At 71.1% G+C, this 25,302-nt stretch carries 18 protein-coding genes; 12 read left to right on the forward strand and 6 right to left on the reverse strand.

What is annotated here, in order from left to right; translation table 11 throughout:
- Positions 1 to 25: 25 nt before the first annotated feature.
- Positions 26 to 1,867, reverse strand: a complete 1,842-nt coding sequence (locus OEB96_RS05005) for a hypothetical protein (RefSeq protein ID WP_266214287.1) — start codon at positions 1,865 to 1,867, stop codon at positions 26 to 28.
- Between the two features lie 127 nt (positions 1,868 to 1,994).
- Positions 1,995 to 2,900, reverse strand: a complete 906-nt coding sequence (panB, locus tag OEB96_RS05010; RefSeq protein ID WP_266214288.1) for a 3-methyl-2-oxobutanoate hydroxymethyltransferase — start codon at positions 2,898 to 2,900, stop codon at positions 1,995 to 1,997.
- 275 nt (positions 2,901 to 3,175) lie between these two features.
- On the opposite strand from panB, the gene OEB96_RS05015 reads away from it, so the two are divergent.
- From OEB96_RS05015 to OEB96_RS05045, 7 genes are all read left to right on the forward strand, one after another.
- On the forward strand, positions 3,176 to 3,760 hold the full coding sequence (locus tag OEB96_RS05015; RefSeq protein ID WP_266214289.1) for a superoxide dismutase: 585 nt from the start codon (positions 3,176 to 3,178) through the stop codon (positions 3,758 to 3,760).
- Between the two features lie 219 nt (positions 3,761 to 3,979).
- Positions 3,980 to 4,858, forward strand: a complete 879-nt coding sequence (locus tag OEB96_RS05020) for a hypothetical protein (protein WP_266214290.1) — start codon at positions 3,980 to 3,982, stop codon at positions 4,856 to 4,858.
- A gap of 10 nt (positions 4,859 to 4,868) precedes the next feature.
- The gene (locus tag OEB96_RS05025; protein ID WP_266214291.1) at positions 4,869 to 7,625 is read left to right on the forward strand and encodes a GNAT family N-acetyltransferase; all 2,757 of its coding nucleotides are present in this window, start codon (positions 4,869 to 4,871) and stop codon (positions 7,623 to 7,625) included.
- Positions 7,622 to 9,424 (forward strand): IucA/IucC family protein, encoded by a 1,803-nt coding sequence (locus tag OEB96_RS05030; RefSeq protein ID WP_266214292.1) that lies wholly within the window; start codon positions 7,622 to 7,624, stop codon positions 9,422 to 9,424. The genes OEB96_RS05025 and OEB96_RS05030 overlap by 4 nt, the downstream gene beginning before the upstream one ends.
- A 70-nt stretch (positions 9,425 to 9,494) precedes the next feature.
- Complete coding sequence (locus OEB96_RS05035; protein WP_266214293.1) at positions 9,495 to 10,805, forward strand: lysine N(6)-hydroxylase/L-ornithine N(5)-oxygenase family protein; 1,311 nt, start codon at positions 9,495 to 9,497, stop codon at positions 10,803 to 10,805.
- The gene (locus tag OEB96_RS05040; protein ID WP_266214294.1) at positions 10,802 to 12,616 is read left to right on the forward strand and encodes a PepSY-associated TM helix domain-containing protein; all 1,815 of its coding nucleotides are present in this window, start codon (positions 10,802 to 10,804) and stop codon (positions 12,614 to 12,616) included. Before OEB96_RS05035 ends, OEB96_RS05040 begins: the two co-directional genes overlap by 4 nt.
- Positions 12,613 to 13,452 carry a class I SAM-dependent methyltransferase gene (locus tag OEB96_RS05045; RefSeq protein ID WP_266214295.1) on the forward strand — a complete coding sequence of 280 codons (840 nt, stop codon included), beginning with the start codon at positions 12,613 to 12,615 and terminating at the stop codon, positions 13,450 to 13,452. Before OEB96_RS05040 ends, OEB96_RS05045 begins: the two co-directional genes overlap by 4 nt.
- A 4-nt stretch (positions 13,453 to 13,456) precedes the next feature.
- On the opposite strand, the gene sppA is transcribed toward OEB96_RS05045, so the two are convergent.
- Positions 13,457 to 16,282 (reverse strand): signal peptide peptidase SppA, encoded by a 2,826-nt coding sequence (gene sppA, locus OEB96_RS05050; protein WP_266214296.1) that lies wholly within the window; start codon positions 16,280 to 16,282, stop codon positions 13,457 to 13,459.
- Complete coding sequence (locus OEB96_RS05055) at positions 16,279 to 18,873, reverse strand: endonuclease MutS2 (RefSeq protein WP_266214297.1); 2,595 nt, start codon at positions 18,871 to 18,873, stop codon at positions 16,279 to 16,281. The genes sppA and OEB96_RS05055 overlap by 4 nt, the downstream gene beginning before the upstream one ends.
- Positions 18,874 to 19,171: 298 nt before the next feature.
- Between OEB96_RS05055 and OEB96_RS05060 the strand changes: the two genes are divergently transcribed.
- Together OEB96_RS05060 and OEB96_RS05065 are read left to right on the forward strand one after the other, a co-directional pair.
- On the forward strand, positions 19,172 to 20,545 hold the full coding sequence (locus OEB96_RS05060) for a sodium:proton antiporter (protein ID WP_266214298.1): 1,374 nt from the start codon (positions 19,172 to 19,174) through the stop codon (positions 20,543 to 20,545).
- A gap of 13 nt (positions 20,546 to 20,558) precedes the next feature.
- Complete coding sequence (locus OEB96_RS05065) at positions 20,559 to 21,143, forward strand: prolyl hydroxylase family protein (RefSeq protein WP_266214299.1); 585 nt, start codon at positions 20,559 to 20,561, stop codon at positions 21,141 to 21,143.
- Positions 21,144 to 21,197: 54 nt separating this feature from the next.
- Here the strand turns inward: OEB96_RS05065 and OEB96_RS05070 are convergent, their stop codons facing one another.
- Entirely contained in the window at positions 21,198 to 21,812 is a 615-nt protein-coding gene (locus tag OEB96_RS05070; RefSeq protein WP_266214300.1) for a hypothetical protein, read from the reverse strand.
- Complete coding sequence (locus tag OEB96_RS05075) at positions 21,809 to 22,408, reverse strand: hypothetical protein (protein WP_266214301.1); 600 nt, start codon at positions 22,406 to 22,408, stop codon at positions 21,809 to 21,811. The genes OEB96_RS05070 and OEB96_RS05075 overlap by 4 nt, the downstream gene beginning before the upstream one ends.
- Before the next feature lie 502 nt (positions 22,409 to 22,910).
- On the opposite strand from OEB96_RS05075, the gene OEB96_RS05080 reads away from it, so the two are divergent.
- Genes OEB96_RS05080 through OEB96_RS05090 form a run of 3 tightly spaced genes read left to right on the forward strand, consistent with a single transcriptional unit; the run spans position 22,911 to position 25,292 of the window.
- On the forward strand, positions 22,911 to 24,116 hold the full coding sequence (locus tag OEB96_RS05080; RefSeq protein WP_266214302.1) for an acyl-CoA dehydrogenase family protein: 1,206 nt from the start codon (positions 22,911 to 22,913) through the stop codon (positions 24,114 to 24,116).
- Positions 24,117 to 24,154: 38 nt separating this feature from the next.
- Positions 24,155 to 24,442, forward strand: a complete 288-nt coding sequence (locus OEB96_RS05085; protein WP_266214303.1) for a MoaD/ThiS family protein — start codon at positions 24,155 to 24,157, stop codon at positions 24,440 to 24,442.
- 4 nt (positions 24,443 to 24,446) lie between these two features.
- Entirely contained in the window at positions 24,447 to 25,292 is an 846-nt protein-coding gene (locus OEB96_RS05090; RefSeq protein ID WP_266214304.1) for a hypothetical protein, read from the forward strand.
- Positions 25,293 to 25,302: the final 10 nt, after the last annotated feature.

A 25,302-nucleotide genomic window follows, 5' to 3' on the forward strand; every position in this document is an offset into this window, starting at 1 on the left:
ACCGTTTCGGTCGGGCGCTGGGCGGCTACCACCGCCGCGAGACCACCAGCGTCTCCCACTGCGGTCCCACCTCGACCCCGGGGATCGTCAGCTCCCCTGCCCCGTCCGCGGTCGCCTCGCCGCTCTGCTCGCCGAAGCTCCAGTCGACCACTTCACCCGGCCGGCACCCGAACGCCTGCACCCGCCGCAGCGACACGTCCACGTCGATCGGCCACACGCCGTCGTACTGGTCTCCGACGCTTGGATACCCGGCTCGAGGCGGCGGCCCGCCCTCGCCGTCGAGCCCGACGATCGGCACCTCGAAGCGATCGAGCTCGTCGACCAGCCCATTGGCATCCCAGCGCAAGAACCGGTTGAGCGCCCCCGCGATCTCACCGTTCCACCCCGTGTCTCCCGGCACCGCGAGCACGCCGGCGTAGCCGCTCTCGTCGCTCCACGGCTGCAGGCCGTTGCCCTCGCCGCTGCCCGGATCGCCATCGTGCGAGGCACTCGAGAACCCGACGAGCGCCGTGTCCCGCCGTGCCCACGCGGTGTCGTCGTAGATCGGATTCCACCCGGTCTGCCACCACCCGTCGCCCAGCACCGGATCCGCGGGTCCGTGCGCCCCCTCGTCCCACACCGCGAGGTGCCCGGCCCCCGTCTCCTGCAGCGCCTCGTAGAACGTGCTCCCGGTCAGCGGCGACGGCAGCACCATCGCCCCGAAGTGGATCGTGGGGTCGTCCTTGCCGTGCTCGAGGAAGATCCACTGCGCCCGCGCCTCGGGCAGCTCGAGCAGCGCCCGGGTGAGATCCATGTGGTCCCAGGCGCTGAGCCCATCATCGAGCCCGTCGCCCAGCGAGAGCTCGGGCGCGCCCCAACGCGTGGTGAGCTGGGCGATCCGCGAGGGCCGGTGGTTGCGCGGAATCGCCTGGAAGATCGTGGCATCCACCGCGGCGAAGTGCCGCCCGTGCATCAGCCCGATGGTCGCCGCCCCGGCGCCCCCCATCGATCCCCCCGCGATCATCACCCGCTCGGGATCCGCCCCGGGCTCGCTGCGCAGGAGCCACTCGAGCAGGTGCAGCACGCGACGCTGCGTGTAGGGAGGCACGGCGCCCTCGGTCGGCAATGGCCCCGGCAGCCCCTCGCCGTAGCCCCACCAGTACGTGTCGTCGGGGTCGTGCGGCATGATCCGATACTCGCCCTCCCACCCCGACGTGGGCGGGCTCCCGTCGAAGCCGTGCAGCCGAACGAGCACGGGGCGCCGCTCCCCCGGAGGCACGGCATCGGGACGAGTCACCACCGCGTCGTATCTGCGCCCCGCGTAGCCGGGCGAGTCGAGGAAGTCATCGGTGACCTGCGACAGGTAGAGCCGCGTAAAGCCATCCCCGGGCTCGCTGCCCACGACCATCGGCCACGGCGGGGCAACGGTGTCGTCGATGGCCAGGCTCATGCTGGCCTCCACCCGCGCGTCCCCGTCGTCGGCAACGAACGTCACCTCCCATAGTGCATCGTCCCCGCCCTGGATGAAGTCGGGGCGCAGGCTCAGGGTCCGGGTGGGCTCGTCCCAGCGGGCCCCGGGCGGCAGGCCCAGCGCGAACACCCGCACGTCGGCGTCATCGGGGTCGACGACGCCGACCACCAGCGACCAGGGGACCTCCTCGGCCAGCGCCACCGACGAGGGCACCTCGATCGCAGGCGGCACGTTGGGCCCGCCGTTCGTGTCGTCGACCGCCGTGTCACCGCTCGGATCCGACGATGCGCCAGGCGTGGTCGTCCCACCGCTCGCGTCCGGCTCGGTGATGGTTGCCACCGACACGCCCGCGTCCTGGCCCGCACCGCCGCCGCACGACAGGCCCCAACCGGCCAGGGCCACCCACCACTTCCGCATGGCCCTACTGTGCCGCAGGGATCCGCGGCCCACAAACGATCGACCTCGATCGCGATCATCGCTGGCGTGGACGCGTCACCCCGCCCTGGCTCGGCCCGGGTCCTGCCGGGAAGCAGGGCGCACCGCCCTACCCCGTCGAAGCGATCGCGCGCGGACCCTTGCGGGCCCCGAACGTGTGCTCGGGCGCGGGGAACCGGCGCGTGCGAACCTCGTCGCAGTACGCTCGCACGGCGGCCACGCTGCGGTCGTAGAGCTCCTCGTAGCGCTTGACGAACCTGGGCCGCAGATCGGCGGTCAGCCCGAGCAGGTCGTAGCAGACCAGCACCTGACCGTCGCACTGCACCCCGGCCCCGATGCCGATGGTGGGAATGGAGACCTCGGCCGTGATGCGGGCCGCGAGCTCACCGGGGATCCCCTCGAGCACCAGCGCATACGCGCCAGCCTCGGCCACCGCGTGGGCGTCGGCGAGGATCCGCTCGGCGTCGTCGTGGTCGCGGCCCTGCACCCGAAAGCCCCCCATGGCGTGCACGCTCTGCGGGGTGAGTCCCACGTGCGCCATGACGGGGATGCCGGCGGCCACCATGCGCTCGATGGTGGGAGCGATCGTGCGGCCGCCCTCGAGCTTGACCGAGTGGGCGCGCCCCTGTGCGAGGATCCTCCCCGCATTGCGCACGGCCTCCTCGGGGGTGACCTGGTAGCTGAGGAACGGCATGTCGCCCACCACGTGGGCCGACTTGGCCCCGCGCGCCACGGCGCGGCAGTGATAGACGATGTCGTCGACGGTCACCGACAACGTGTCGTCGTTGCCCTGGATCACCATGCCGAGCGAGTCGCCGACCAGCAAGAGATCGGCGCCGGCCTCGTCGAGGATCCGGGCAAAGGTCGCGTCGTAGGCGGTGACCATCACCAGCGGCTCGCGCCCCTTGGCGGCGCGAATGGTGGGGACGGTCACGGCCTTGCGAAGAGGAGGTTTCGAGCCGGGTCCGGGCACGGCCCGGCCATAGCTCGCGTCGTTGCGATCGTCGTGGGACACTTGGATGTTGCGGGGCGCTTGGGTCGCGGCCGGGTCCATCCCGGTCCACGCCTCAGCTCGCCCCGCCAAGGTACCACGCGAGGTGCGGATCCGGCCCCGAATAACGCCCTCACCGTGCCCACACGACCGGTGGGCCTGCCGAATTTCGCCAAGAAATCAACGCCAAGGACGTTTGACACCCTCGATTGGCGCGTGACACAGTGCGCTCCGACGGATGACGGCCGCCGTCGCGGTCGCCCGACCCCGAGAGCCAACGAGCCCAAGAGGAGATCACCGTGCCCTTCGAGTTGCCCAACCTTCCCTACGCCAAGGACGCGCTCGCCCCTCACATGAGCGCCGAGACCTTCGACTACCACCACGGCAAGCACCACCAGGCCTACGTCAACAAGCTCAACGAGCTGACCGCGGGCAAGCCCGAGGCCGACAAGAGCCTGGAGGAGCTCATCAAGACCACCGAGGGCGGGCTGTTCAACCAGGCGGCGCAGGTGTGGAACCACACCTTCTTCTGGAACAGCATGAAGCCGGCGGGCGGTGGTCAGCCCACCGGTGATCTCGCCGACGCGATCAACCGCGCGTTCGGAGGCTTCGACGCGTTCAAGTCCAAGTTCGCGGCCGAGGCCGCGGGCCGCTTCGGCTCGGGCTGGGCATGGCTGGTCAAGGACGGTGCCGGCGCGCTGTCGGTGATGAGCACCGCCAACGCCGGCAACCCGCTGACCGAGGGCAAGACCCCGATCCTCACCCTCGACGTGTGGGAGCACGCCTACTACATCGACTACCGCAACGCGCGTCCGGGCTTCATCTCGGCGTTCCTCGACCACCTCGTCGACTGGGACTTCGCCGCGCGCAACCTCGCCGGCTGAGCCGAGCCCGACGGCTCGCACATGCACGAAGGCCGCCCCCCGGGGCGGCCTTCGTCGTTTCGAACCCCGACCCGGCGCCGAGACGAGAAAGGACGCGCGGAATTATTTTGAAAATTGTTATCAATTAGTCCGTGTTCAACCGGTGATTATGCGCAAAACCGTGTTTGAATGAAAATGTAATTGAAAATCATTTTTAATTAAGTTCTCTTCTCCTCCATCATGCTGCCCCGACCGCTCGTCTTCGTTGCCGTGGTCTCGTGGTGCGCCGGGTGCCCCGCGAGCCCGACCCATTCCGATCCACACGCCGCCCATGGCGCATCCGACTCCTCGGGCTCGACCAGCCATCCCGTCGAGGACGACTCCGAGAGCACGGCACCGAGCCCCGAGCCCGAGACCTCCACGAGCGACGCCTCCACCGAGGACGGTCCAACGCCGGACACGACCACCGGGGGCGATCCCACCGGTTCCCAGTGCCAGGCCGACGTGCAGGACTGCCCCGACGGCTTCAAGTGCGTGCTGCGTCGCGACGAGCGAGCCTGGGAGTTCGTATGCCTGCCCGTGCTCGGCGACGGGGGGGCGGGTGACGCCTGCATGCACGACGGCGTGGTGGCCGGCACCGACACCTGCAACGAGGACACGTGGTGCATCGGCTCGTTCGACACCACGGGAGCCCCATGGGACGGCGTCTGCTACCCGCTGTGCGTGGGGGGGAGCTGCGAGGCACTCGACGACGTGTGCGTGGGGATCGGCATGCTGCCGATCTGCGCCACCGCGTGCGACCCCTTGCTCGCAGGGAGCTGCGGCGAGGCCGAGTCCTGCATCCTGCGTGGCTACGAGGAGGGCTTCGTGTGCTTTCCGTCGGGCGCCGACCCGCATGGGCAGGGCGAGCCGTGCGAGACCGGGATCAGCTGCATACCGGGGCTGCACTGCTCGCAGAACGTGGCGGGGTGCGACCCCGACGACTACTGCTGCACGGCGCTGTGCGACGTGGACGTGCCCGGGGACGCATGCGCCGAGGCCGGGCCGATGGCGCAGTGCCAGGCGATCGGCGTGACGACCCCCGGCCAGGAGCACGTGGGTGCCTGCGTGGCGCCGTGAGGAGCAGACCATGGACGACCGACGAGATCCATCGACGTCCGCGCTCCTCAACACGCTGCTGCGCGAGCAAGCCAGCGGGCGCATCGAGGGCGAGGGCACCGAGCGACGAGTGGTGATCGACCTGCCCACCCAGGGCGGCTCGCTGGAGGTGCCGTTGCTGGGAGAGCCGGGGGTCGGGCGCTGGCCGGTGGGACGACCCTGGCGCGTGGCGGCCGACGGCACGCGCACGCGCCCGACCGCGGATGCGGTGGCCGCGATCGTGGTGCAGGAGCCCTCGCTCCTGGCCGCGCTGGGGATCGGCCCGGTGAGCCCGTCGATGCGGCGCCGCTTCGTCGAGCGCGTGGCCGACAGCGCGCGGGCCCTGGAGGCCACGCTCGACGAGCGCCGCGACGAGCTCGACGCGATCTTCACGGGACCGCTGCGCTTCTTGGAGGCCGAGCAGGCGCTGCTGCTCGGACACTCGATGCACCCGGTGCCGCGGGCCCATGGCTCGGTCACGGGTGACGATCCCTCGGCCTACCTCCCCACGCGCGCCGCTCGGGTGGCGCTCGAGTGGATCGCGGTGCAGCGCGATCGCCTGCAGGTGAGCGCCGTGCGGCCGGATCGACCGGTCCCCTTCCCCACCCCCGAGCGTCGACCCGAGGGCGTGCCGAGTACGGCCGACGTGGTGCTCGTCCCGCTGCATCCGCTGCAGGCGCGGGCGCTATTGCCCGTGCTCGAGCGCGCCGAGCGGCGCGGTGCGCTGTGGCGCCTGGGCCCGGGCCCGGCGTGCTGGGCCCCCACCTCGTCGATGCGCACGCTCCATCGGCCCGACGCGCCGGTGATGCTCAAGCACTCGCTGCCGGTGCGGCTGACCAACTCGATGCGGCTGCTGCACCCGGCCGAGCTCGAGCGGGGGCTCGTGCTCGGCCGCCTGCTCGAGCACACCGAGGTCGGCACGCTCGAGCGCGACCACCCCGAGTTCTCCATCTTGCGCGAGCCGGCCCACTACGGGCTCGTCGACGACGACGGCGCATGCCATCCGGCGAGCGTGGTGGTCCTGCGTGACAACCCGTTTGGCGCCGATGCCCACGCCGAGGTGCTCGCCACGCTCCTGCAAGACGATCCGCGCGACGGTTGCAGCCGCCTGGCCAAGCGCTTGACGAGCGCGGCGCTCGCCGAGGGCTCCTCGGCGGTGCTGCTCGCGGAGGCCTGGTTCGAACGCTTCCTCGCCCGCGCGTGTCGGCCGGTGTTCGTGGCACAAGCCGAGCACGGCCTGCTGCTCAGCGCACACCAGCAGAACCTGGTGTTGGGCCTGCGCGGGGTGGAGATCGAGCACGTGTGGTTTCGCGACGCCCAGGGCACCGCCTACGGGCCGAGGGCGCGCGAGCGCTACGGCGAGCGCGTACCCGAGCTGGAGCGCGCCTGTTTCGTGCCTCCGTACGACGTTCGGCTGTTCGCCTACTCGTTCGTCATCAACGCCATCTTCAACACGATCGCCTCGCTCGTGATGGTCCCGGGGGTACGGCAGGCGTGGCTGCTCGAGATGCTTCGGGCCGAGCTCGAGGGTCTGCGTGCGCGCACGTCGGGTGATCCACGCGGCCTGGCCTACCTGCTCGACGAGCCCACGATCTGGGGCAAGCGCAACCTCGGCTGTACGTTGAGCGACCTCGACGAGGCCACGCTGGCCGATCCTTCGAAGATCCAGCATCCGATGCCCAACCCGCTGTGGCGAGAGCCGCCCCGGGAGCCGCTGGTGGTCGACGTGGCCGCCCAGCGCGTGCGGCTGGCCGGGATCGACGGCGACGCGTGGCTCGAGCTGGGGGGCGCCGAGGTCGACGCCCACGGCGTGATGCGACGACGTGGGAGTCTCGATGGCGCCGGTCTGCAGCTCACGGTGGCCCCGGGACCCCGGAGCGAGGTGGGCTGGAGCGGGCCGCCGACCGACGTCGCGCTGGCCCTGGTGAGCGAGCACCTGCTGGCCACGACCCCGGGGCTCGAGCGCGTGACGCATCGTGTCGGCGCGAGCACGGACCCTCGGGTGGTGGTGCGCGAGGCCCTGCTCCAGCGTGCGCAGCCGTGGCACCACCGGCGCGGCCGGTCGGTCGATCCCTCGGCCTGGGTGACGAGCGCGACCGCCGTGCATCCGTGGCGCCCCCCAACCCCGCCCGGTCTGCTCTACCGCAGGCGCTGCGCCGCGGTCGACCGCGTGTTCTCGCTGCACCGCTTCGATCCCGACCAGCACTTCGACGCGTTCGTGGCGTGGATGAACGACCCCACGGTCGCCGAGTTCTGGGAGCAAGCGTGGTCGCGGCCGCGGCTCTCGGAGTACGTGGAGACCCGTCTGGGCGACCCGCACACGGTGCCCATGATCGGCTGCTTCGACGACGTGCCGTTCGCGTACTTCGAATCGTACTGGGCCAAGGAAGATCGCCTGGGGGCCTACTACGACGCCGGCGACTACGACCGCGGGTTCCACATGGCGGTGGGCGACGAGCGCTTTCGGTTCTGCGGCCTCGGGCGCCACTGGTTCCTCGCCATGGCGCACTTCCTGTTCCTCGACGAGCCACGCACGCAGCGGCTGGTGGGCGAGCCCCGCGTGGATCAGGCACGCGTGCGCTCGTGGGCCGACTCCACCGCGTGGAGGATCGAGGGCACGATCACGATGCCGCACAAGCGTGCGCGGCTGATGACCCTGCGGCGCGAGGACTTCTTCGCCCAATTCAGTGAAGCGTCCAGGGAACGGTCCGGCGAACGGTCCAACGTCGAGTCCGGAGGGGCCGCGTGAGCGCGACCGAGCACGAGCGTGATCCGGCGTGGTGGTATCGCCTGGCCGACGACCGAGTGCTGGCGCGGACGATCCGCGAGCTGTGCTACGAGGGCCTGCTCGAGCCGCGGCGAGTCGGCGAGGGCCGCGACGGCCACGACGAGCACGAGCTGGTGCTCGACGGCGGCGTGCGCCATCGCTTCCTGGCCCGGCGCAGCGCATGGGGCGATCTTCAGGTATGGCCGGGGACGGTGGTGCGCGAGCACGACGGCGTCCCCAGCGAGGCACCACCCCCTCGGACCGCACGCCTGCTGATCGATGCACGCGCGCAGCTGGGCCTGCGGCCGCTCGTGCTGGGCAACCTGCTCGAGGAGCTGCTCAACACCATCGCCGCCGAGGCCCAGCAGTGCCGCCGGCTCGAGTGCGGAGCGGCTCACCTCGCGGCGCTCGGCGGCGTGGAGCTCGAGCAGCACCTGGACGCGCACCCCAAGATCATCGGCAACCGCGGGCGCCTGGGCTGGGGGAGTCGCGAGCTGCGGGCTCATGCGCCCGAGGCCTCGCCACGATTTCGACTGCGGTGGCTGATCGCACGCGACCACGCGCTGCGCCTGCACGGCGCCGCGGGATGCTCACAGCCCGAGCTGCTGCGCCACACCCTGGGCGACGGAGCCTACGACGAGCTGCGCCGGACCGCGGCGGCAATGGACGCCGATGTCGAGCGTCACGCGGTGATTCCCGTGCATCCCTGGCAGTGGGATCGCCACATCCAGCTCCAGTACGCGGCCGAGCTGGCCACCGGGCGCATTCGCGACCTGGGCGAGCTCGGCGACGAGTACCAGCCGCGGGCCTCGATCCGCACGCTGACCAATGCATGCCGGCCCGAGGCGCCCGAGCTCAAGCTCTCGCTCACCATCATGAACACGTCGTGCTACCGGGGGATCGCGGCGCAGCACGTCGCCATCGGTGGAGCGCTGTCCCAGGCCGTCGCGCACGTGGTCGAGCGAGATCCGCTGCTCGCCACGGCGGGCACGGTGGTCCTGCGAGACCTCGCCGGCGTGCACGTCCCCTCGGCCGTGCACGCCGAGGCCGCGGGACCCTATCGCTACCAGGAGCTGCTCGCCGCGATCTGGCGAGAGAGCGCCCCCTCGCGGCTCGATCCGGGTGTGCAGGAGATCCTGGCCGCGGCGCTGTACCAGCGCGACCTCGACGGGGAGCCGCTCGTGCGGCACTGGATCGAGCGAAGTGGGTGGTCGGTCGAGCGCTGGCTGCTCGCGCTGCTTCGGTGCACGGTGATGCCGCTCTATCACCTGCTGTGCGCCCATGGACTCGGTGTGATCGCCCATGGCCAGAACGTGGCGGTGCTGCTGCGCGAGGGTCGACCCGAGGGCATGGTGCTGCGCGACTTCCACGGCGACGTGCGCCTGGTGGACGAGCCCTGGCCCGAGCAGTCGGGCCTGCCCACGAGCATCACCCGGGCCCCGATCCGGCGGCCCCCGATCGGCGAGCTCGTGCACGATCTGTTCACCGGCCACCTGGTCTCGGTGATGCGCTTGTTCGCGCCGGTGCTCGAGCTCGAGCTGGGACTGCCGGAGGCTCGCGTCTACCACCTGGTGATGGAGGTGGTGCGCCGCTACGCCCAAGAGCACCCCGAGCTGCGCGAGCGGATCGCACGGGCCCCGCTGGACCGGGCCCAGATGGAGCGCGTGTGCCTGAACCGAGCCCGATTTCGCGTGGGCTACGGCGACCTCGAGCACCGTCCCCTTCCCGACCTCGGCCCTCCGCTACGCAATCCGCTGGCGCACCCGCTCGATGATTGCTGAGCCTCGGTGAGCCGGGCTCTTCACCCACGATGGACCACGACGGGCCCTGATGGCCCCCACGAGCACGACCATGGACCACTTCACCCTCGCAGGCGTGGGCATCGGCCCCTCCAACCTGAGCCTCGCGGCGCTGCTCGACGGCATCGACGAGGTGCACGCGGCGTTCTTCGATCGTCGTCCGCGGTTCCAGTGGCACCCGGGCCTGATGTTCCCCTCGGCCCGCATGCAGACCTCGTTCCTCAAGGACCTCGTGACGGCGGTCGATCCGACCAACCCCCACTCGTTCCTCAACTACCTCGTCCGGCACGGGCGCTTCTATCCGTTCCTCGCGCGCGAGCAGGCCTGCGTGGGCCGCCGCGAGTTCGCCGACTACATGGAGTGGGTGGCGCGTCGGCTGCCGACCTTGCGCTTCGGGGCGGACGTTGGCGAGGTGCGCCTGGGCGCGCGAGGCTTCGAGCTGTGGGGCGAGGAAGGTCGCCTGTGCGTGGCCGAGCACGTGTGCGTGGGTACGGGCCGCACGCCGGCCGTGCCGGAGTGCACGCGCCCGTTCCTCGGCCCGCGATGCTTCCATGCCCAGGGGATCCTCGAGCGCGAGCTGAGCGTGGCAGGACGCTCGGTGGTGGTGATCGGCGGCGGCCAGACCGGGGCCGAGGTCTTGCTCGAGCTGCTGCAGGGTCGCTGGGGCGACCCCGCACGCGTGTCGTGGGCCTCGCGGCGCCTGAACTTCGAGCCGCTCGACGAGAGCCCGTTCACCAATCACCTGTTCACGCCGGCGTACGTGCGGCTGTTCCACGGGCTTCCGCCGTCCACCCGGGCCGCGCTGCTCGAGCACCAGCGCCTGGCCGGCGACGGCATCTCGCTGGCCACGCTGCAGGCGCTGCACGACGTCGTCTACGAGCTGCACGCGACCGGTCGCGCTCAACTGGTCGAGCTGCTCCCCGGCCGCGAGCTGCAGGGCATGCGGCCCGGCTTCGAGCTCGACCTGCGCTGCCGCCTCGATGGTGCGCACGAGCGGCTCCATGCCGACGTGGTGGTGCTGTGCACGGGGCTCGACGATCGCCTGCCCCGGTGCCTCGAGGGGCTCTCGGAGCGCCTCGCGCTCGCTGATGGCCACCTCGAGGTCGGGCCCGACTTCGCCGTCGCGTGGGACGGGCCCCGACACCACCGCCTGTTCGCGGTCAACGCGGGGCGTCACTCGCTGGGGATCGCGGAGTCGCAGCTCAGCCTCGCGGCATGGCGCTCGGCCACGATCATCAACGAGGTGCTGGGACGTCCGCACTTCGATACCGAGGCGACGAGCCTGGTGCGCTGGCCGGTGGCCGCCAACGGCCCCACGACGCGCGCGCCGGCGTGCTCGCGGCGAGAAGCAGGGCGACCGTGAGCACGTCGGGCAGCATGCGCGGGACCACGCGCACGCATGAGCGGAGCCCGAGTCGTCCCCTGGGAACGGGGCGCACCGTGGGCATGGCGGTGCTGGGGCTCGTGCCGGCCCTCGTCGTCGCCAGCGCGATCGGCTCGTGGGCTCCGTGGGCGCGAGTGGATCGAGCCCTGGCGGCCGGCCTCCTGCTCCTGCCCCTGTGGTCGCTCGCGGTGCTCTGGCTCGGCCGCCGCTTCGTGGCGCGTCGGGATCGGCCGCAGCGGGGCGAGCGTCGGACCCTGATGCGGCTGCACCTCGAGCTCGGTGGGGTGCTGGCCCCGTTGGTGTTCGTGCTGTGCTTCTCGGGCGCCATGGCGGTGGCCGCCCGCTCGCTGGCCGCGTGGGAGCATGCGCCGCGGTCATCGAGCACGGGCGACGTACCGGCGGCGTCCCTGCAGCCGATCGATCGCATCGTCGAGGACGTGCTGCGGCAGGAGCCCGAGGCTGCGAGGGGCCTTGTGCGCCTCGCTCCGGCCACCCCGACCCGCCCGTGGATACGGGTGGAGCTTCGCCGCCCCGATGGCTCCGAACGGGTGGTCGACTTCGATCCCACCACCGGCGAGGCTCTCGGCGAGGGGCGGGGGCCGCTCACGGTCATCGTGGAGCTGCATCGCAACCTGCTCGTCCCGGCGGCCATCGGTCAGACGCTGGTGACCTCGCTGGGAGTGCTCGTGGCGGTGGTGCTGGTGTGCGGCCTGGCCACGCGCCGCCGGTGGAGCCGCGAGCTGATTCGGCTACGGCTGCGCCGCCTGCCGCAGGAGCTGCACAAGCTCCTGGGCGCCTGGACGCTCGCGTTCGGCGTGGGCGCAGCGCTGACCGGAGCCATGCTCGGCGGCACACCGCTGAGCGTGCCGGTGATGACTCACAGCGCCTATGGTGGCGACCAGGCCGCGTTGTTCCGCGACGTCTTGGGGGTCGAGCGCGTGCCGCTGGACGACACGGCTGCCCCTGGCGCACCCGCGGCGGCGTGGCTCGAGCCGCGCTGCTTCGCGGAGCTGCCCGCGAGCGCCGCGTGGCAGGCCGAGCGCATCGTGCTGCAGCATCCGGGGTACGCCAGCGCGCGCGTCACGGTGGAGTACGAGGGGCCCGGGCCGTGGCTCGACCGGGGTCTCGCCGTCTACGACGCCACGGGTCGAGCCCTGCGGTGCCGGGCGCTACGGCAGCAGAGTGCGGCGTTGCAGTCGTTCTATGCCACCGTCGCGCTTCATTATGGCCAATTCGGGGGCCAATCCGGGGGCCAATCCGGGGACCACTCCGGCGAGGACGGTCCACGGGGCCAGCCGTGGGTGGAGCTGCTGTGGATCGTCGCGGGGCTCGCCCTCGCTGCCGCGGCGCTCCTGGGCGAGCTCGTACGCGTGCGACGTCTCGAGCGCGAGGGAATCTCCGGAGCCGGATGGCGCGGCCGAGCGCTGGTGGGCCTGGGTCTCGGGCTTCCCCTGGCCACCGTGACGCTGCTGCTGCTGTCTCGAGTGGCCCCGCACGCGAGCCGCGAGCCGCTCGTCGGCCACGGCACGTTCCTGCTGGTGTGGGCGGGCGCGTGGCTTTGGTCCTCGTGGCCACGCGGGGCCGCCGATCCCCGGCAACGCACCACCTCGCTCGCCATGCTCGTGGGCCTGGGCCTCTTGACCACGGCGGCATCGAGCCTCGTGGTCGTCGCCCCCTCGACCCTCGATCTGTTGTGGGCCTGCCTGGGCCTGACCTTCGTGGGGGCGTCGTGGTCGAGCCGACGATCCCGAGCCCGTACCAGCCTCGACGCATCCCAAGGAGATCCATGAAGCACGAACCAACCCCCGTCGCCCTCGGCGACGTCGCCCAGACCCTGATGATTCCGCTGTGGAGCCGCGCGATCGAGACCGAGCGCCCCGGTGGCCTGCTCGTGGATCGCAAGGCGCAGGAGATCGTGGCGAGCCTCGACTTCGACTTCGAGGCCCGCTTCGCCGCTCATCGTCGCCTGGCATTCCGCGCGTGCCTGCGCACGGTGATGATCGATCGCTGGGTCCTCGAATTCCTCGACCGCCATCCCGAGGGCACCGTGGTGGAGATCGGCACGGGCCTCAACACCCGCTTCGAGCGCGTGGACAACGGTCGACTGCGCTGGTTCGACGTGGATCTGCCCGATGCGGTCGCGCTGCGCCGCACGTTCTTCACCGATGGCCCCCGACGCACCCTCATCGAGGGCGCCTTCGGCCACGAGGGCTGGCTCGATGCGCTCCCGAGCAGCGGGCCGATCCTGTTCGTGGCCGAGGCGGTGCTGGTGTACCTCGACGAGACCACGGTGCGACGCGGGCTCGAGCTGCTCGGGCGCCGGTTCTCGGGGTGGCCGATCGTGTTCGATACCGTGGCCCCCCGCTCGTTCGCGGAGCGCCGCATGATGGGAACGCGCGACGCCGCGTTCGTCTGGGGATGCGACGATCCGCGCGTCATCGAGGGCTGGGGCGGTCATCGCCTGCTCGACTCGGTGACGCTCCACGACATCCCGGCGGACCTGCGCCGCCGCCTGCCGCTGCGCCAGCGGCTGGCACATCCGTGGCTCCGCCTCACCCGCCCCCAGCGGCTGCGCGCGCACGCCCTCAACCGGCTCGCGCTGGGTGCCACGCCCGACCAGGCGTGAGACTTCAGTCCCGCAGCACCACGATCTCCTCCCCCAGCGCCTGCAGCCGCGGCTCGTCGCCCCACCACAGCGACACGGGGATCTGGCGCAGCGCCAGCACCATCGAAGCCGGCAGCACCGAGCGCAGCGCCACCGTCGACGGAACGGCCCCCCCCACCCCGCCTCCGGCCTCGCCCAGCGGAGAGGGCAGGTCGACCCCGAACAGCGCGCGCAGATCCTCGAGCCGGGTGCGTGGACCCGGCACCACCTCGACCTCGCCCTCGTCGGACTGCAACCCCGCGATCGCCCGCGCCCGCAGGATCGCCTCGCGCAGCCCCCCGTAGTCGTCGACCAGCCCCTCGTCGATCGCCCGCACGCCCGACCACACCCGACCGCGGGCCACCGCATCGGCCTGCTCGATCGTCATCGAGCGCGCCGCCGACACGCGCTGCAGGAACTCGAGGTAGGTCTGCTCGATCTCCGCCTGCACGGCCGCGCGCTCGTCCTCGTCGTAGGGCCGCAGCCACGAGCGCAGCCCCGCGCGGCGGCCCAGCTCCACCTCGTCGACCGAGACCCCCAGCCGCTCGAGCGCCCCCGACAGATCCAGCTTGGGATAGAAGATCCCGATGCTCCCGGTGTAGGTGGTTGCATCCGCAAACACGTACTGCCCCGCGGTGGCGATGTAGTAGCCCCCGCTGGCGCAGACGTTGCCCATCGAGATCACCACCGGCTTGTCGCGCCGCACCAGATCGAGCTCGCGCGCGATCGCCTCGGCCGCCCCGACGTCTCCTCCCGGGCTGTCGATGCGCACCACCACCGCCCGCACGCTGGGGTCCTTGCGAAGGCGCTCGATCTCCTTGGTGAGCGTGCGGTCCCCCGCCACCTTGCGGCCCACGAGCGGCACGGTGAAGCTGTCGCCCTGCACCAGGTCGCCCTGGACGAGGAGCACCGCGATCCGGGGCGGCCGCCCGTACTCGTGCGCGTGCTCGCGCGCCTCGCTGGGTGCCTCGATGCGAACCCGCCGTCCCAACCACTCCTCGAGCTTGGCGTCGAGCTCGTCGGGATGCGCCGTGTCGTCGACGAGACCGCGTCGCAGCGCATCGACCGGGCGCAGGGGTGCGTCGTCGATCCAGCCGTGGATCACGCGTGCATCCTGCCCCCGCTCGCGCGCGATCATCCGCAGCACGTGGTTCCACGTGTCGGTGTAGAGCAGGTCCCGCTGCTCGGCCACCGGGGCCGAGGCGGTCGTGCGATGCAGCTTCTCGGGCCACGCCTTGTACTCGGCCACCCGCAGGAACTCGGGCCGCACCCCCAGCCGCTCGAGCAGCTCGCCGAAGTAGAGGGTCTGCGCCGAGATCCCCACCATCCACAGGCTCGACGTGGGATGCACCACGATGCGATCGGCCGCGCTGGCGAGGAAGTAGCTGCGCAGGCTCGCGCCGTCCATGTACACCACGACCTTGCCGCCGCGGTTGCGCACGCGCAGGATGGCCTCGCGCAGCTCCTCCGTCTGGGCGTAGCCAAACCCCATGCCGCGGGTCTCCACCAGCACCACGCCGCGGCGCTCGGCCGCCGCGTCGAGCTGCTCGACCAGCGCCCACAGGCCGCGGTCGCCGGAGTAGCGCGCCAGCGCCAGCTTGGTGACCACGCGACGCGGGCTGGCCAGGGTGGGATGGCGCTCCTGCGACAGCCGCAGCCGCGCCGCAGCCCCGTCGACGCCATAGGTGCTCCGCGCCCCTCCCGACATCAGCGGGGCCACGGCCAGCCCGAACCGACCAAACGACAGCTCGACCCCGGCGTTGATCCGCACCGCCACGCGGGGATCGCTGAACGGCTCGTCGGCCACCACGGGATTCCAGCGCAGGGTCTCGGCCTCGGTGAACACCCGCACGCCGCCCACCGAGGCGGTGATCCGCGCCCGTGGATCGAAGCGGTTGGTGCGAAAGCGATGCCCCTCGCTGGTCACCACCGGAGAGATCCTCGCCCCCACGGCCACGTCGAGCACGGGGGTGCCCAGCGGGCGGATTGCCAGCTCGGGATCGACCACGGCCGGCTGCAGCACCCCCTGCGCTTCCATGGGATCGGTGGAATCGCTGCGCCCCGTCCGCGGCAGGTTGACCGCACGTCCCACCAGACCGAGCGCCAGGTAGCGGCTGGGCCAGTACGACAGCGCCACGTCGATCTGCTGGATCCCGAACGCATGGTAATTGGACGCCGACACCAGCCGCGAGTAGCCGATGCCGATGCTCAGCCGATCGAGCGCCTCGGCGGTGGCCTTGGCCGCTGGCCGCACCAGCCGTACCCACGCGCCCAGCGGCACGGCCAGCGCCACCGTGACCTTGTGGAAGCGATCGTCGGCGGCCGCGGGATCCGTGCCGCCGTCGAGCGGCGAGTTGTCGGAGGTCGCGCTCTGGGGCTGCCACGGCAGCAGCAGCTGGTAGCCGAGCCCCACCGAGGCCAGGCGCAGCGGCAGCGGCAGCCCCACGAACCCCCCCGCCCCGCTGCCCCGGCGCCGGCGCTCGGGCGTCATGAGCGAGAAGTCCACGATGCCACTGGCCCCGCGCAGGAACCCCAGGTTGGCCGGGTTGGTGACCGTGGACGCCCCATCGCCCTCACCCGCCACCACCGTGTACGGGCGATCGGCATCGCGAACGATCGAGCGCGCCTCGCCTTCGTTGGGGTTGGCTCGCGCCGTGGCGGGCGAGGCCGCGAGCGAGAGCAGCAGACCCATGCCCGGGCCCAGCCGCCGCCTCGAGAACTCGGTCGACCCCGAGGGCTCGGTCGACCCCGACTCGGCCAATCGATGCGCGGCTCGACGCGAGCTCCGACGGACGCGCAGCGAAGGGATCACACCGTCACCCATACCACGGTGACCGCGTCGCCGCCCTCGGGAGGCAATCCCGGACGATGCACCCGCACGTGGCGGAGCTGGTCGAGGCGCTCGCGGATGGCCCGGCGCAGCGCGCCCGAGCCGTGGCCATGGCGCACGAGCACGACCTCCACGTCCTCGCCGATCGCCCGATCGAGGGACACCTCGAGCAGGTCCTGTGCGTCCTCGGCCCGCTCGCCCCGCAGATCGATCACGTTGTCGAAGCGCGCCTGCACCGGTCGCGCGTCCGCGCCGAAGTGCCGCGCCGCATCGGAGGGCATGGTCGGCGCGGAGGCCGACGGGGACGCCTTGGGGGCGCCGCGACGGGCTCGCAGGGCCGAGCGGTCGACGGTGGTCTTGGCCAGCGGCAGCTGCACGGTGACCTTGTCACCCTTGACCGCCACCACCTCGCCCTCGGCATCGAGGCCCTCCACGAACACGCGGTCGCCCACCTGGGGGAGCGCCGGCACGTTGCCCTCGGGCGGAGGCGCGGGCAGCCGGCCCCGCTGCACCGCCTCGCGGGCCTGACGAGCGAAGTCACGGGCCTCGGCGTCGGTCGGCGCCACCTGCCCCTCGGGAGCGGGCGTCAGCGGAGCCTTGCGCAGCTGCTTGCGACGCCGGCGGAGCTCGTCCTCGAGCTGCCGCAGCTCCCGGGCCGCCGCATCGTGGGCCCGCGTGCGCAGAGCCTCGGCCTCCTGCAGCTCCTTGCGCTCGCGCGCCTGCAGTCGGGCTTCCCGGGCGTGCAGGGCGGTGCGCTCGGTCTGCAGCGCCTGCTGCTGCTCGTGCAGCGCCACCCGCTCGGCCTCGAGCGCCTGCAGCAGCACGTCCACCCGCAGGCGCTCGTCGCTGAGCATGGCCTCGGCCTGCCCGAGCACCTCTTCCTCCACCCCCAGTCGTCGCGCCACCGCGATGGCCGACGAGCTGCCCGGCACCCCGAGCCGCAGCTCGAACGTCGGCCGCAGCCGCGCCAGATCGAAGCCCACCGCCGCGTTGGCGAACATCCCGGGCGTTGGGCCCGGCTCCGAGCCCAGTTCCGAGCCCGGCTCCGAGCCCAGTTCCGAGCCCGGTTCCGAGCTGGACTGCGCGTGGAAGTCGTGGGCCAGGAGCTTGAGACGCTCGTAGTGGGTCGTGGCCACCACCGTGGCCCCGCGCGCGGTCAGCCGCCGCAGGATCGCCTCGGCCAGCGCCGCCCCCTGCTCGGGGTCGGTCCCCACCGCCACCTCGTCGAGCAGCACCAGGGTCCCGGCCGGGTCCTCTCGCGCCCGATCGAGCGCCTCGATCACGTGCCCGATGTGGGCGCTGAACGTGCTGAGGTTGGCGGAGATCGACTGATCGTCGCCCACGTCGGTGATGACCGAGCGATAGAGCGGAACCCGAGCCGGGCCGTCCGTGGGCAGCCGCAGCCCCGCCTGGGCCATCAGCACGCACATGCCCAGGGTCTTGAGCGCCACCGTCTTGCCGCCCGCATTGGGGCCGCTGATGATGAGCGCGCCCCCGGTGCGCACGCGGATGTCGTTGGGCACGACCACCGTCCCGGCCAGCACCATCAAGGGATGCCGCGCGGCCGACAGCTCCACGCCGAAGTCCTCGCGCTCCGCGTCGACGACCGGCTCGATCACCTGCGGGCGGTGCCCGTGCAGCGCCTGGCCCAGCCGGAGCCGAGCCCGGATCCGATCGAGCCGCTCGAGCGCCACGAGCCCCTCGTGCAGCGCGGGTGCGACCGCCCCCACCCGCGCGCTGAGCTCGGCGAGCACCCGTCGCTCCTCGGCCCGCGCCGCCATCTGGGCCTCGCGCAGGCGGTTGTTGTCGTCCATCAGCTCGGGCGGCTCCACGTAGAGCGTGTGCCCGGTGGTGCTGGCGCCATGGATGATGCCGCCGACCGTGCCCCGACCCCCGGCCCGTGAGAAGCTGCCGCTGCGCACGGGCAGCACCACCCGCCCCTCGCGCTCGGTGTAGAAGCGATCTGCCAGGGCATCGGCGAGCGTCGAGCTACGAACGAGCCGGTCGGCCTCCCGCGCCAGCGTCTGCCGTGCCGAGCGCACCTGGGCCCGCGCCCGCGCCAGCGCCGGGCTGGCCCCGTCCGCCACCACCGGCTCTCCTTGTGGGCCATCCAGCGCGATCGATCGCAGGAGCGTCGCGGCGAGGTCCGCATGCGGCCGCAGCCCCGGCAGCGCGGCCACCAGCGCCGAGTGCCCGGCTCGCGTCACGCCATCCTCCACCGCCAGCACCGCGTCGTCGGGCCGCTCGCACAGCGGGGCGAGGCGACCGAGCGCATCGCACAGCTCTCCCACCGCCATCAGCTCGGCCGGCTCGAGGCTGATCCCCCGGGCCGCGCGAGAGAGCTCCTCCGACAGCGCCTGCACCCGCTGCAGCTGGGCACCCGCGTTGATCTCGGGGCGCCAGCGCAGCGCGGCCTCCAGCCCGTCCTGCTCGGTCAGCCAGCGCTCCACCTCTGCCCGCTCGGTGCTGCGCGCCCACGCGGGCTCCCCCCACTGCGCCAACGGGCTGGCCAGGAGCGCGTCGAGGTGCTCGCACAGGCGCTCCCACTCCAGATGCTGAAGGCACGCGCTCATGACGACGGCGGGTGGTGTGTACCGCAGGCGTGGCATCGAGGGCACCCCGAGCCGGCCGGGCGCCTCGTCTGGCCCAGATTCGGCGGACTGGGCTGGCAAGCGGCGCGGACCCCGACGTAAGATGCGGCAGCCTGGCCCCATCCGGCCGGCGAACGCGGTCCCTCCCACCCAGGACCGCGCCGTGGAGGCTCCGGTGTCCGCTCTTCCTCTCCGCTCTCCCTGCTCCTCCAGCCCCCCGCGCTCCCCTCTCGCCAGCCACCGCGACGGCCATCGCCGCGGCCGTTGGTGGCTGCCCTCGATGGCGGCGCTCGGAGTCCTCCTGGCCCCCGGCCTCGCCCTCGCCTCCGGCGATGCCCACGGTGCTCACCACGCTCCGCCGCCCGTGTGGACCACGGTGTTCTTCGTGGTGATGCTGCTGTCGATCGCGATCCTGCCGCTCACCCCGCTCGAGCACTGGTGGCACAAGAACCGCAACAAGCTGCTGCTGGGCCTGGCGCTGGCGATCTACCCGGTCCTCCACATCACGGTCATCGAGCCCGATCTCGTGCAGCTCGAGCACACCGTGGTCGAGTACGCGCAGTTCATCATCCTGCTGGGGACGCTGTTCTTCGTCAGCGGCGGCATCTACCTCACCGGTGACCTCAAGGCCACCCCGGGCACCAACCTCAAGTTCCTCGTGTTCGGCACCCTCATCGCCTCGATCGTGGGGACCACGGGCGCCTCCATGCTGCTCATCCGGCCGGTGCTGCGCACCAACCACGAGCGCAAGTACAAGGTCCACGTCGTCATCTTCTTCATCTTCCTGGTGTCCAACATCGGCGGCTCGCTGCTGCCGATCGGCGATCCGCCGCTGTTCCTCGGCTACCTGCGCGGCGTGCCCTTCACCTGGACCCTCGGTCTGTGGAAGGAGATGGCCACCGTCGCGGGCCTGCTCTTGGTGGTCTTCTTCTTCCTCGACCGGCACTTCTACAACAAGGAGTCGCTCAAGGATCGCCAGGAGGACGCGGCCACCGTCGAGCCCTTGCGCGTCGAGGGCAAGATCAACGTGCTGTGGCTCGCCGGCATCGTGGTCTGCGTGGCCCTCACCCCGCAGGAGTGGGGCCTCTTGCGCGAGGCCATGATGGTCGGCTGCGCGGTGGGCTCGCAGCTGACCTCGGCCAAGGACGTGCGCGAGAAGAACGCGTTCACCTGGTTCCCCATCCTCGAGGTCGCCGCGCTGTTCATCGGGATCTTCCTGACCATGATCCCCGCGCTGATGATCCTCAAGGCGCAGGGCGGCTCGCTCGGCGTCGACAGCCCGGCCAAGTTCTTCTGGTTCACCGGCGTGCTCTCGAGCTTCCTGGACAACGCGCCCACCTACCTCGTGTTCTTCAGCACTGCGCAGGGCATGGTGGAGAGCGGCGCTCTGGCCTACCCCGCCGATCAGATGGTGCACATGACCGTGCAAGGCGCCACCGAGGTGCCCCACATCATCCTGCAGGCGATCTCGGTGGGTGCCGTGTTCATGGGCGCCAACACCTACATCGGCAACGGCCCCAACTTCATGGTCAAGGCCATCGCCGAGGAGCAGCGCGTGGAGATGCCCGGCTTCTTCGGCTACATGAAGTGGTCGATCCTGCTGCTCATCCCCTGCTTCGGGCTGGTGACGGTGCTGTTCTTCCTGGGGCACTGAGAGACTCGCGGCGATGTTCGCGGGCCACCTCGACCTCGGCATTCCCATGTGGAGCACCGTGGACGACGTCCTGTCCGCGGAGGCCTGCCAGCGCTACATCGATCGCTTCGAGGCCGGTGAGCCCCACGTGGCGCCCGTCATTCGCAGGGATGGCGTCGGGATCGACGAGGACGTACGCAACAACGAGCGGATCATGTGGGACGACGAGGCCGAGGCGCGGGCCATCCTCGAGGCGCTCCGCGCTCGGCTGGAGGCCACCGGCCAGGCCCTCCCGCCCACGTTTCGTGGCGGCGCGCTCGTGGGCGCCAACCCCCGCCTGCGCATCTATCGCTACCGGCCCGGGCAACGGCACGGCGCTCACTGGGACACCGAGGTCGAGCTCGACGGCGGCGCCATCCTCAGCCGCATGACCCTGGTCGTCTATCTCAACGACGGCTTCTCCGGAGGCCAGACCCGCTTTCCCGAGCTCGATGCGACGGTGAGCGCCAAGCCGGGCCGCGCGCTGTTGTTCCAGCACCGCCTGCTCCACGAAGCCTGCGCCGTCGAGCACGGCACCAAGTACGTGCTGCGCACGGACGTGCTCTACCGTGCGAGGTAGGGAGGAGCTCGAACGGCCGCGTGCGAGGACGGAGCGGTCGTGTCCTCGGGGATCTCATGGGCATGGATCCTCCGGCTCTTCGCCCTCGCAGTAGTCGACCTGAATGATCCCGGGCGTCGTGCACTTGTCGACCCAGCACGACGCGCCGGGATGGAACGGCGACCATCCGTCCTCGCGTCCGTCGACCTCGAACCTCAGCTCTCGACAAGGCTCGATGAGACGGACGCGGAGGGTCTCGAGGTCCTCGGCCCCCATGTATCGCAGCGATTCCTCGCCGGGTCCGGGGTGTAGCTCGATCCACTCCTCGGTGACAGGGGTCCACGTGTATGTGATGACGATCGGCTCGTCGTACCAACACTCCTGGTAGAAGAGTGTCGCTCGTGAGTTGGGCAGGATCTCGAAATTGGCGAGCGAATAGGATCCATGTGGGTCTCCGCGTTCGCCAAAGGGCAAGAACACGGTCTCGTAATGATAGCGGCCGATCCAGCGCGAAACGTCAAAGGGGTCGCCGCTACTGTCGTCGCTCGTCCCCCGCGAGTCGGAGGACGACTTGTCAGGCGAACCCGAAGAGGCGTCGGAGCTCAGCTCGACGAGGTCCCTGTCGGCGCACTGGCAACCGACGGGTGAGACGAGCGCCAGGAGGAGTGGGGTGAGTGAACGAGGGGTCATGCAGCTCTCCTGCGGCGCCTCGCGCCGAGCAGCAACAAGAGGGTGAGCCAGCCGCCGCGAGAGGCCGCGGCTCTGCAGTCGCAGCCGTCGGGATCGACATGCACGCCAGCTGTTTCGGTCTCGGCCGGGCTCGTCGACGATGAGGACTCCTGTGGCTCGAAGGTCCCCGCGGTGGTATCGAGGGCGGGCATCGTGCACTCCGAGACGTCGAGGAGGCAGGCGTCCTGATCACAGCTCAGTGTTCCGCCCGCGTACTCGGGCATCAAATCCGCCTGGATCGCCTCGTCGGGATCATCGGCCGACGCGGGATACAAGACGGCGTTGCGAGCGGCGAGGCCGTACGTGCTGTCGTCGGAGTGGCAGGTACGATCGATCCCACACTCGAGCGGCGGCAGACCTGGTGGTGCAAACGAACACGGTAGATCGCACGCCGCTCCGGTGAACGGCCCATCGCAGGCGGGCAGCGGTGTTCCATCGCAGCCCTGGCTCGCCCGCTCGAGCCCATCGACCACGAAGCCAAGCCGCTCGGCCGCTGCATTCGTCGGCTCTTCACTGCGCTCCCGCTCCTCGGCCACACATCCGCCGAGTCCGAGCATCCACACGATCATCATTGCAGATCGAGCATCACCCACATTCCCGAGCTGACACCCCGACGAACCCGCGCAAGATGGAGTCGTCGATTTCGATCAATTCGGATCGCGCCGGCCGCAGCGCCCTGCCCTGCCCGTACTCACTGGTCGCGGCGGACCAGGTATCATCATCCGCACGAGGGAGGCTCGATAGTAGCCGTCTCCTGCGACGCTGGCATGCAACGCGAATCTCCGCAATGGCGGACCCGAGCTGCTCGGCATCATCCACGCTCACGCGCTCGCCCGCGCGCTCGACCCAGGATGGGCTTTGCGCAGCCGTTGGGGGAGAGTTCGGGTTCGCTCCGCGATCCGATCCGATCGGGCCAATCGATCGCATTCCACCTCTCCCTCCACTTCGAGTAGGACGATGTTGTGACATGCCCTCGGGTGATCTCGGTGATCTCGTGTCGCTCGAAGGTCACTTGCGACCGTGGCTCTCCTCGCAGACGCGTGCTACCGCTGGCAGCTCATGTCGGGACACCCAGGCTCATCGGCTCTCGCCGCAGCCGAGCTCGGCCCTGATTCCACACCGGTCGCGATCGAGCGCTGGGTGACCAGGCACCTGGCCGACTACCTCGGGCGTGAGCTCGACCCGGGGGCCGTGGACCGCGACCGCCACGCTCGCGCGCTGCCTCGCGAGGTATTCTCGCGCTGCGCGGAGCTGGGGCTCTTGGCGTACTTGCTGCCGCCGCCGCTGGGGCTGGGGGGCAGCCGCCGCACCTTCGGGCTGCTGCTCGAGCAGATCGGCCGGGTGTGCGAGGAGCTGGAGCTGCCCTCCCTGCTGTCGCTGTTCGCCGATCTCCCAGGGGCGCTGTCGAGCGCCACGCCCGAGATCGTGGAGCGCTACGTGGGCGGAGCCGCGCGAGGAGAGGTGCTGCTGGCCTTTGCCTACACCGAGCGCTGCGAGACCTACGAGTTCGAGACACGGGCCCGGCCCCGAGGCGATGACTGGGTGCTCGAGGGGCACAAGGTGGCGCAGACGGGCGGCGCTCTGGCCGATGCCTTCGTGGTCTATGCCCGGGATGACACCGACCGTCTGCAGGCGTTCTTGGTCGACCGTGACGCCCCGGGTTTGCACGTGGAGCCGGTCTGGTCGATGGGTTTTCGCGCGGGGGGAATGACCGCGATGACCCTCGAGGACGTGGTGGTACCGGCGTCCCACCGCGTGATCCCGGCCGATGGCCTGGGGCAGGTGCAGGCCTTCCTCAACGCCCGCCGGATCTTCATCTGCGCCGCCTGGCCCGGGAGGATGCAGGCCCTGCTCGACACACTGATCGAGTTCCTGCAGGGGCGCATCCGGCAAGGCGTCCCGCTGACGCAGATGCAGACGGTGCAAAGCACGCTGGGGCGCATGTACGCCCGCACTCGGGCCGCTCGCGCGGTGCTGCACGATGCCCTCGAGCGCATGGCCAGCGGCGAGCACCGGCTGGCGTTCGATCCGGTGCTCTCAGCCGCCAAGTACACCGTGGTCGACCATGCGCTCGCGTTCGCCAACGACGCCCTGCACCTGACGGGCTGGTCGGGCTACACCGATCAGCTCCCGTTCGAACGCACGCTGCGGGGCTTCATGGGCGGTATTGCCGGGCAAACGACGCAGGAGGTCCTGCTGGTGCTGCTGGGGCAGGCCGCGATTGCCGAGCTGGAGATCCGGCGCTCGAGGGGGGACGAGCGCTGACGATCGCGATTTTCCTCCCCCTCGAGCGGAGACTAGCGATGAGATTCCAATTCTCTGGCGCCTTGCTGCGATTCGTGGACTTTGCCAAGCAGATCGACGTGGGCGGTCCCACCCTCGGGGCGTGTGTGGAGCAGCTCGTGGCCGAACACCCACGCCTGGGGGCGGCCCTGCTCGATCAGAACGGTCGCGTCAGCGACACGCACCAGCTCTTCCTCAACGGCGAGCAACTCGACCCGGCCCCGCGCGACGGCAATGACCCTCGCCTGTCACTGATGGTAGGGCCCGACGATACCGTCTACATCCTCACGGCGATCACGGGAGGCTGAGCCGGTGCCCCGCCGCTTCCACTGGGTCCGCCCCCTGCACACGCTGGACTTCTCGCCGCTCCAGCTCCACCCCACGATGGTGCTGAGCCTGACCATCGAGGCGCTCGCGACCTGCATCCGGGGGCAACTATGCGACTGGCGGGTGCTGGTCGAGCAGCACCGGTGGTCGACGGTGATCGTCGGCTTCGACGTTCGGTGGCTGCGGCCGTTCACCTTCTTCGACGCGTCCCGGCTCGAGCTCGACTGCGGGATGCGGACCCGCAAGGACGACCAACTGCTCGAGGTGCAGCTCGAGCTGCGCCCCGAGTCCGAGGACGAGCGAGTGGTCAGCGCGTCGCTGCTGTGCCGCCCGGTCGAGGTCACCGGAGGTGCTGCCCTCGACGCCCGCCCGGCACCAATGCGAGGAGCCCCCCTCGCGATGCTACGAGACGACGAGCGCGAGCCGAGCGCCCCCGGCCGCGTGGTACCGCAGCGAGAGGCGCTCGTGTCGTCCGGCTCGCTGGTGGCCGAGCGCATCACCGACTTCGAGATCAGCCGAGACGAGTGCGAGGTGGCCGACCAGTGGCGCTTCTCCGTGCTACCGGCGCTGGCGGGCCGCGCTCGCGAGGCCCTGGCCATGGAGGGGGGCGACCCGCGCGTGCGCCATGGGTTGTCGCGGGCGCTGGCCAGCACCACGGCCGAGCTGCGTCGGCCGATGTACCTGCGGGAGGCGGGCCAGGTCCGCACCCGGGTGTACGAGCACGAGGGCAGCCTCGCCTACGTGCACCACATCCACGGCGCCCCGCTGGGTCCCGGCCCCGACGCCGAGCGCCCCCTGTGTGCCACCGTCATCGAGCAACTCCGAGCCTAGAGGCCTTCGC

The sequence above is a fragment of the Paraliomyxa miuraensis genome, from assembly GCF_026337845.1.
Lineage (GTDB): Bacteria > Myxococcota_A > Polyangia > Nannocystales > Nannocystaceae > Paraliomyxa > Paraliomyxa miuraensis.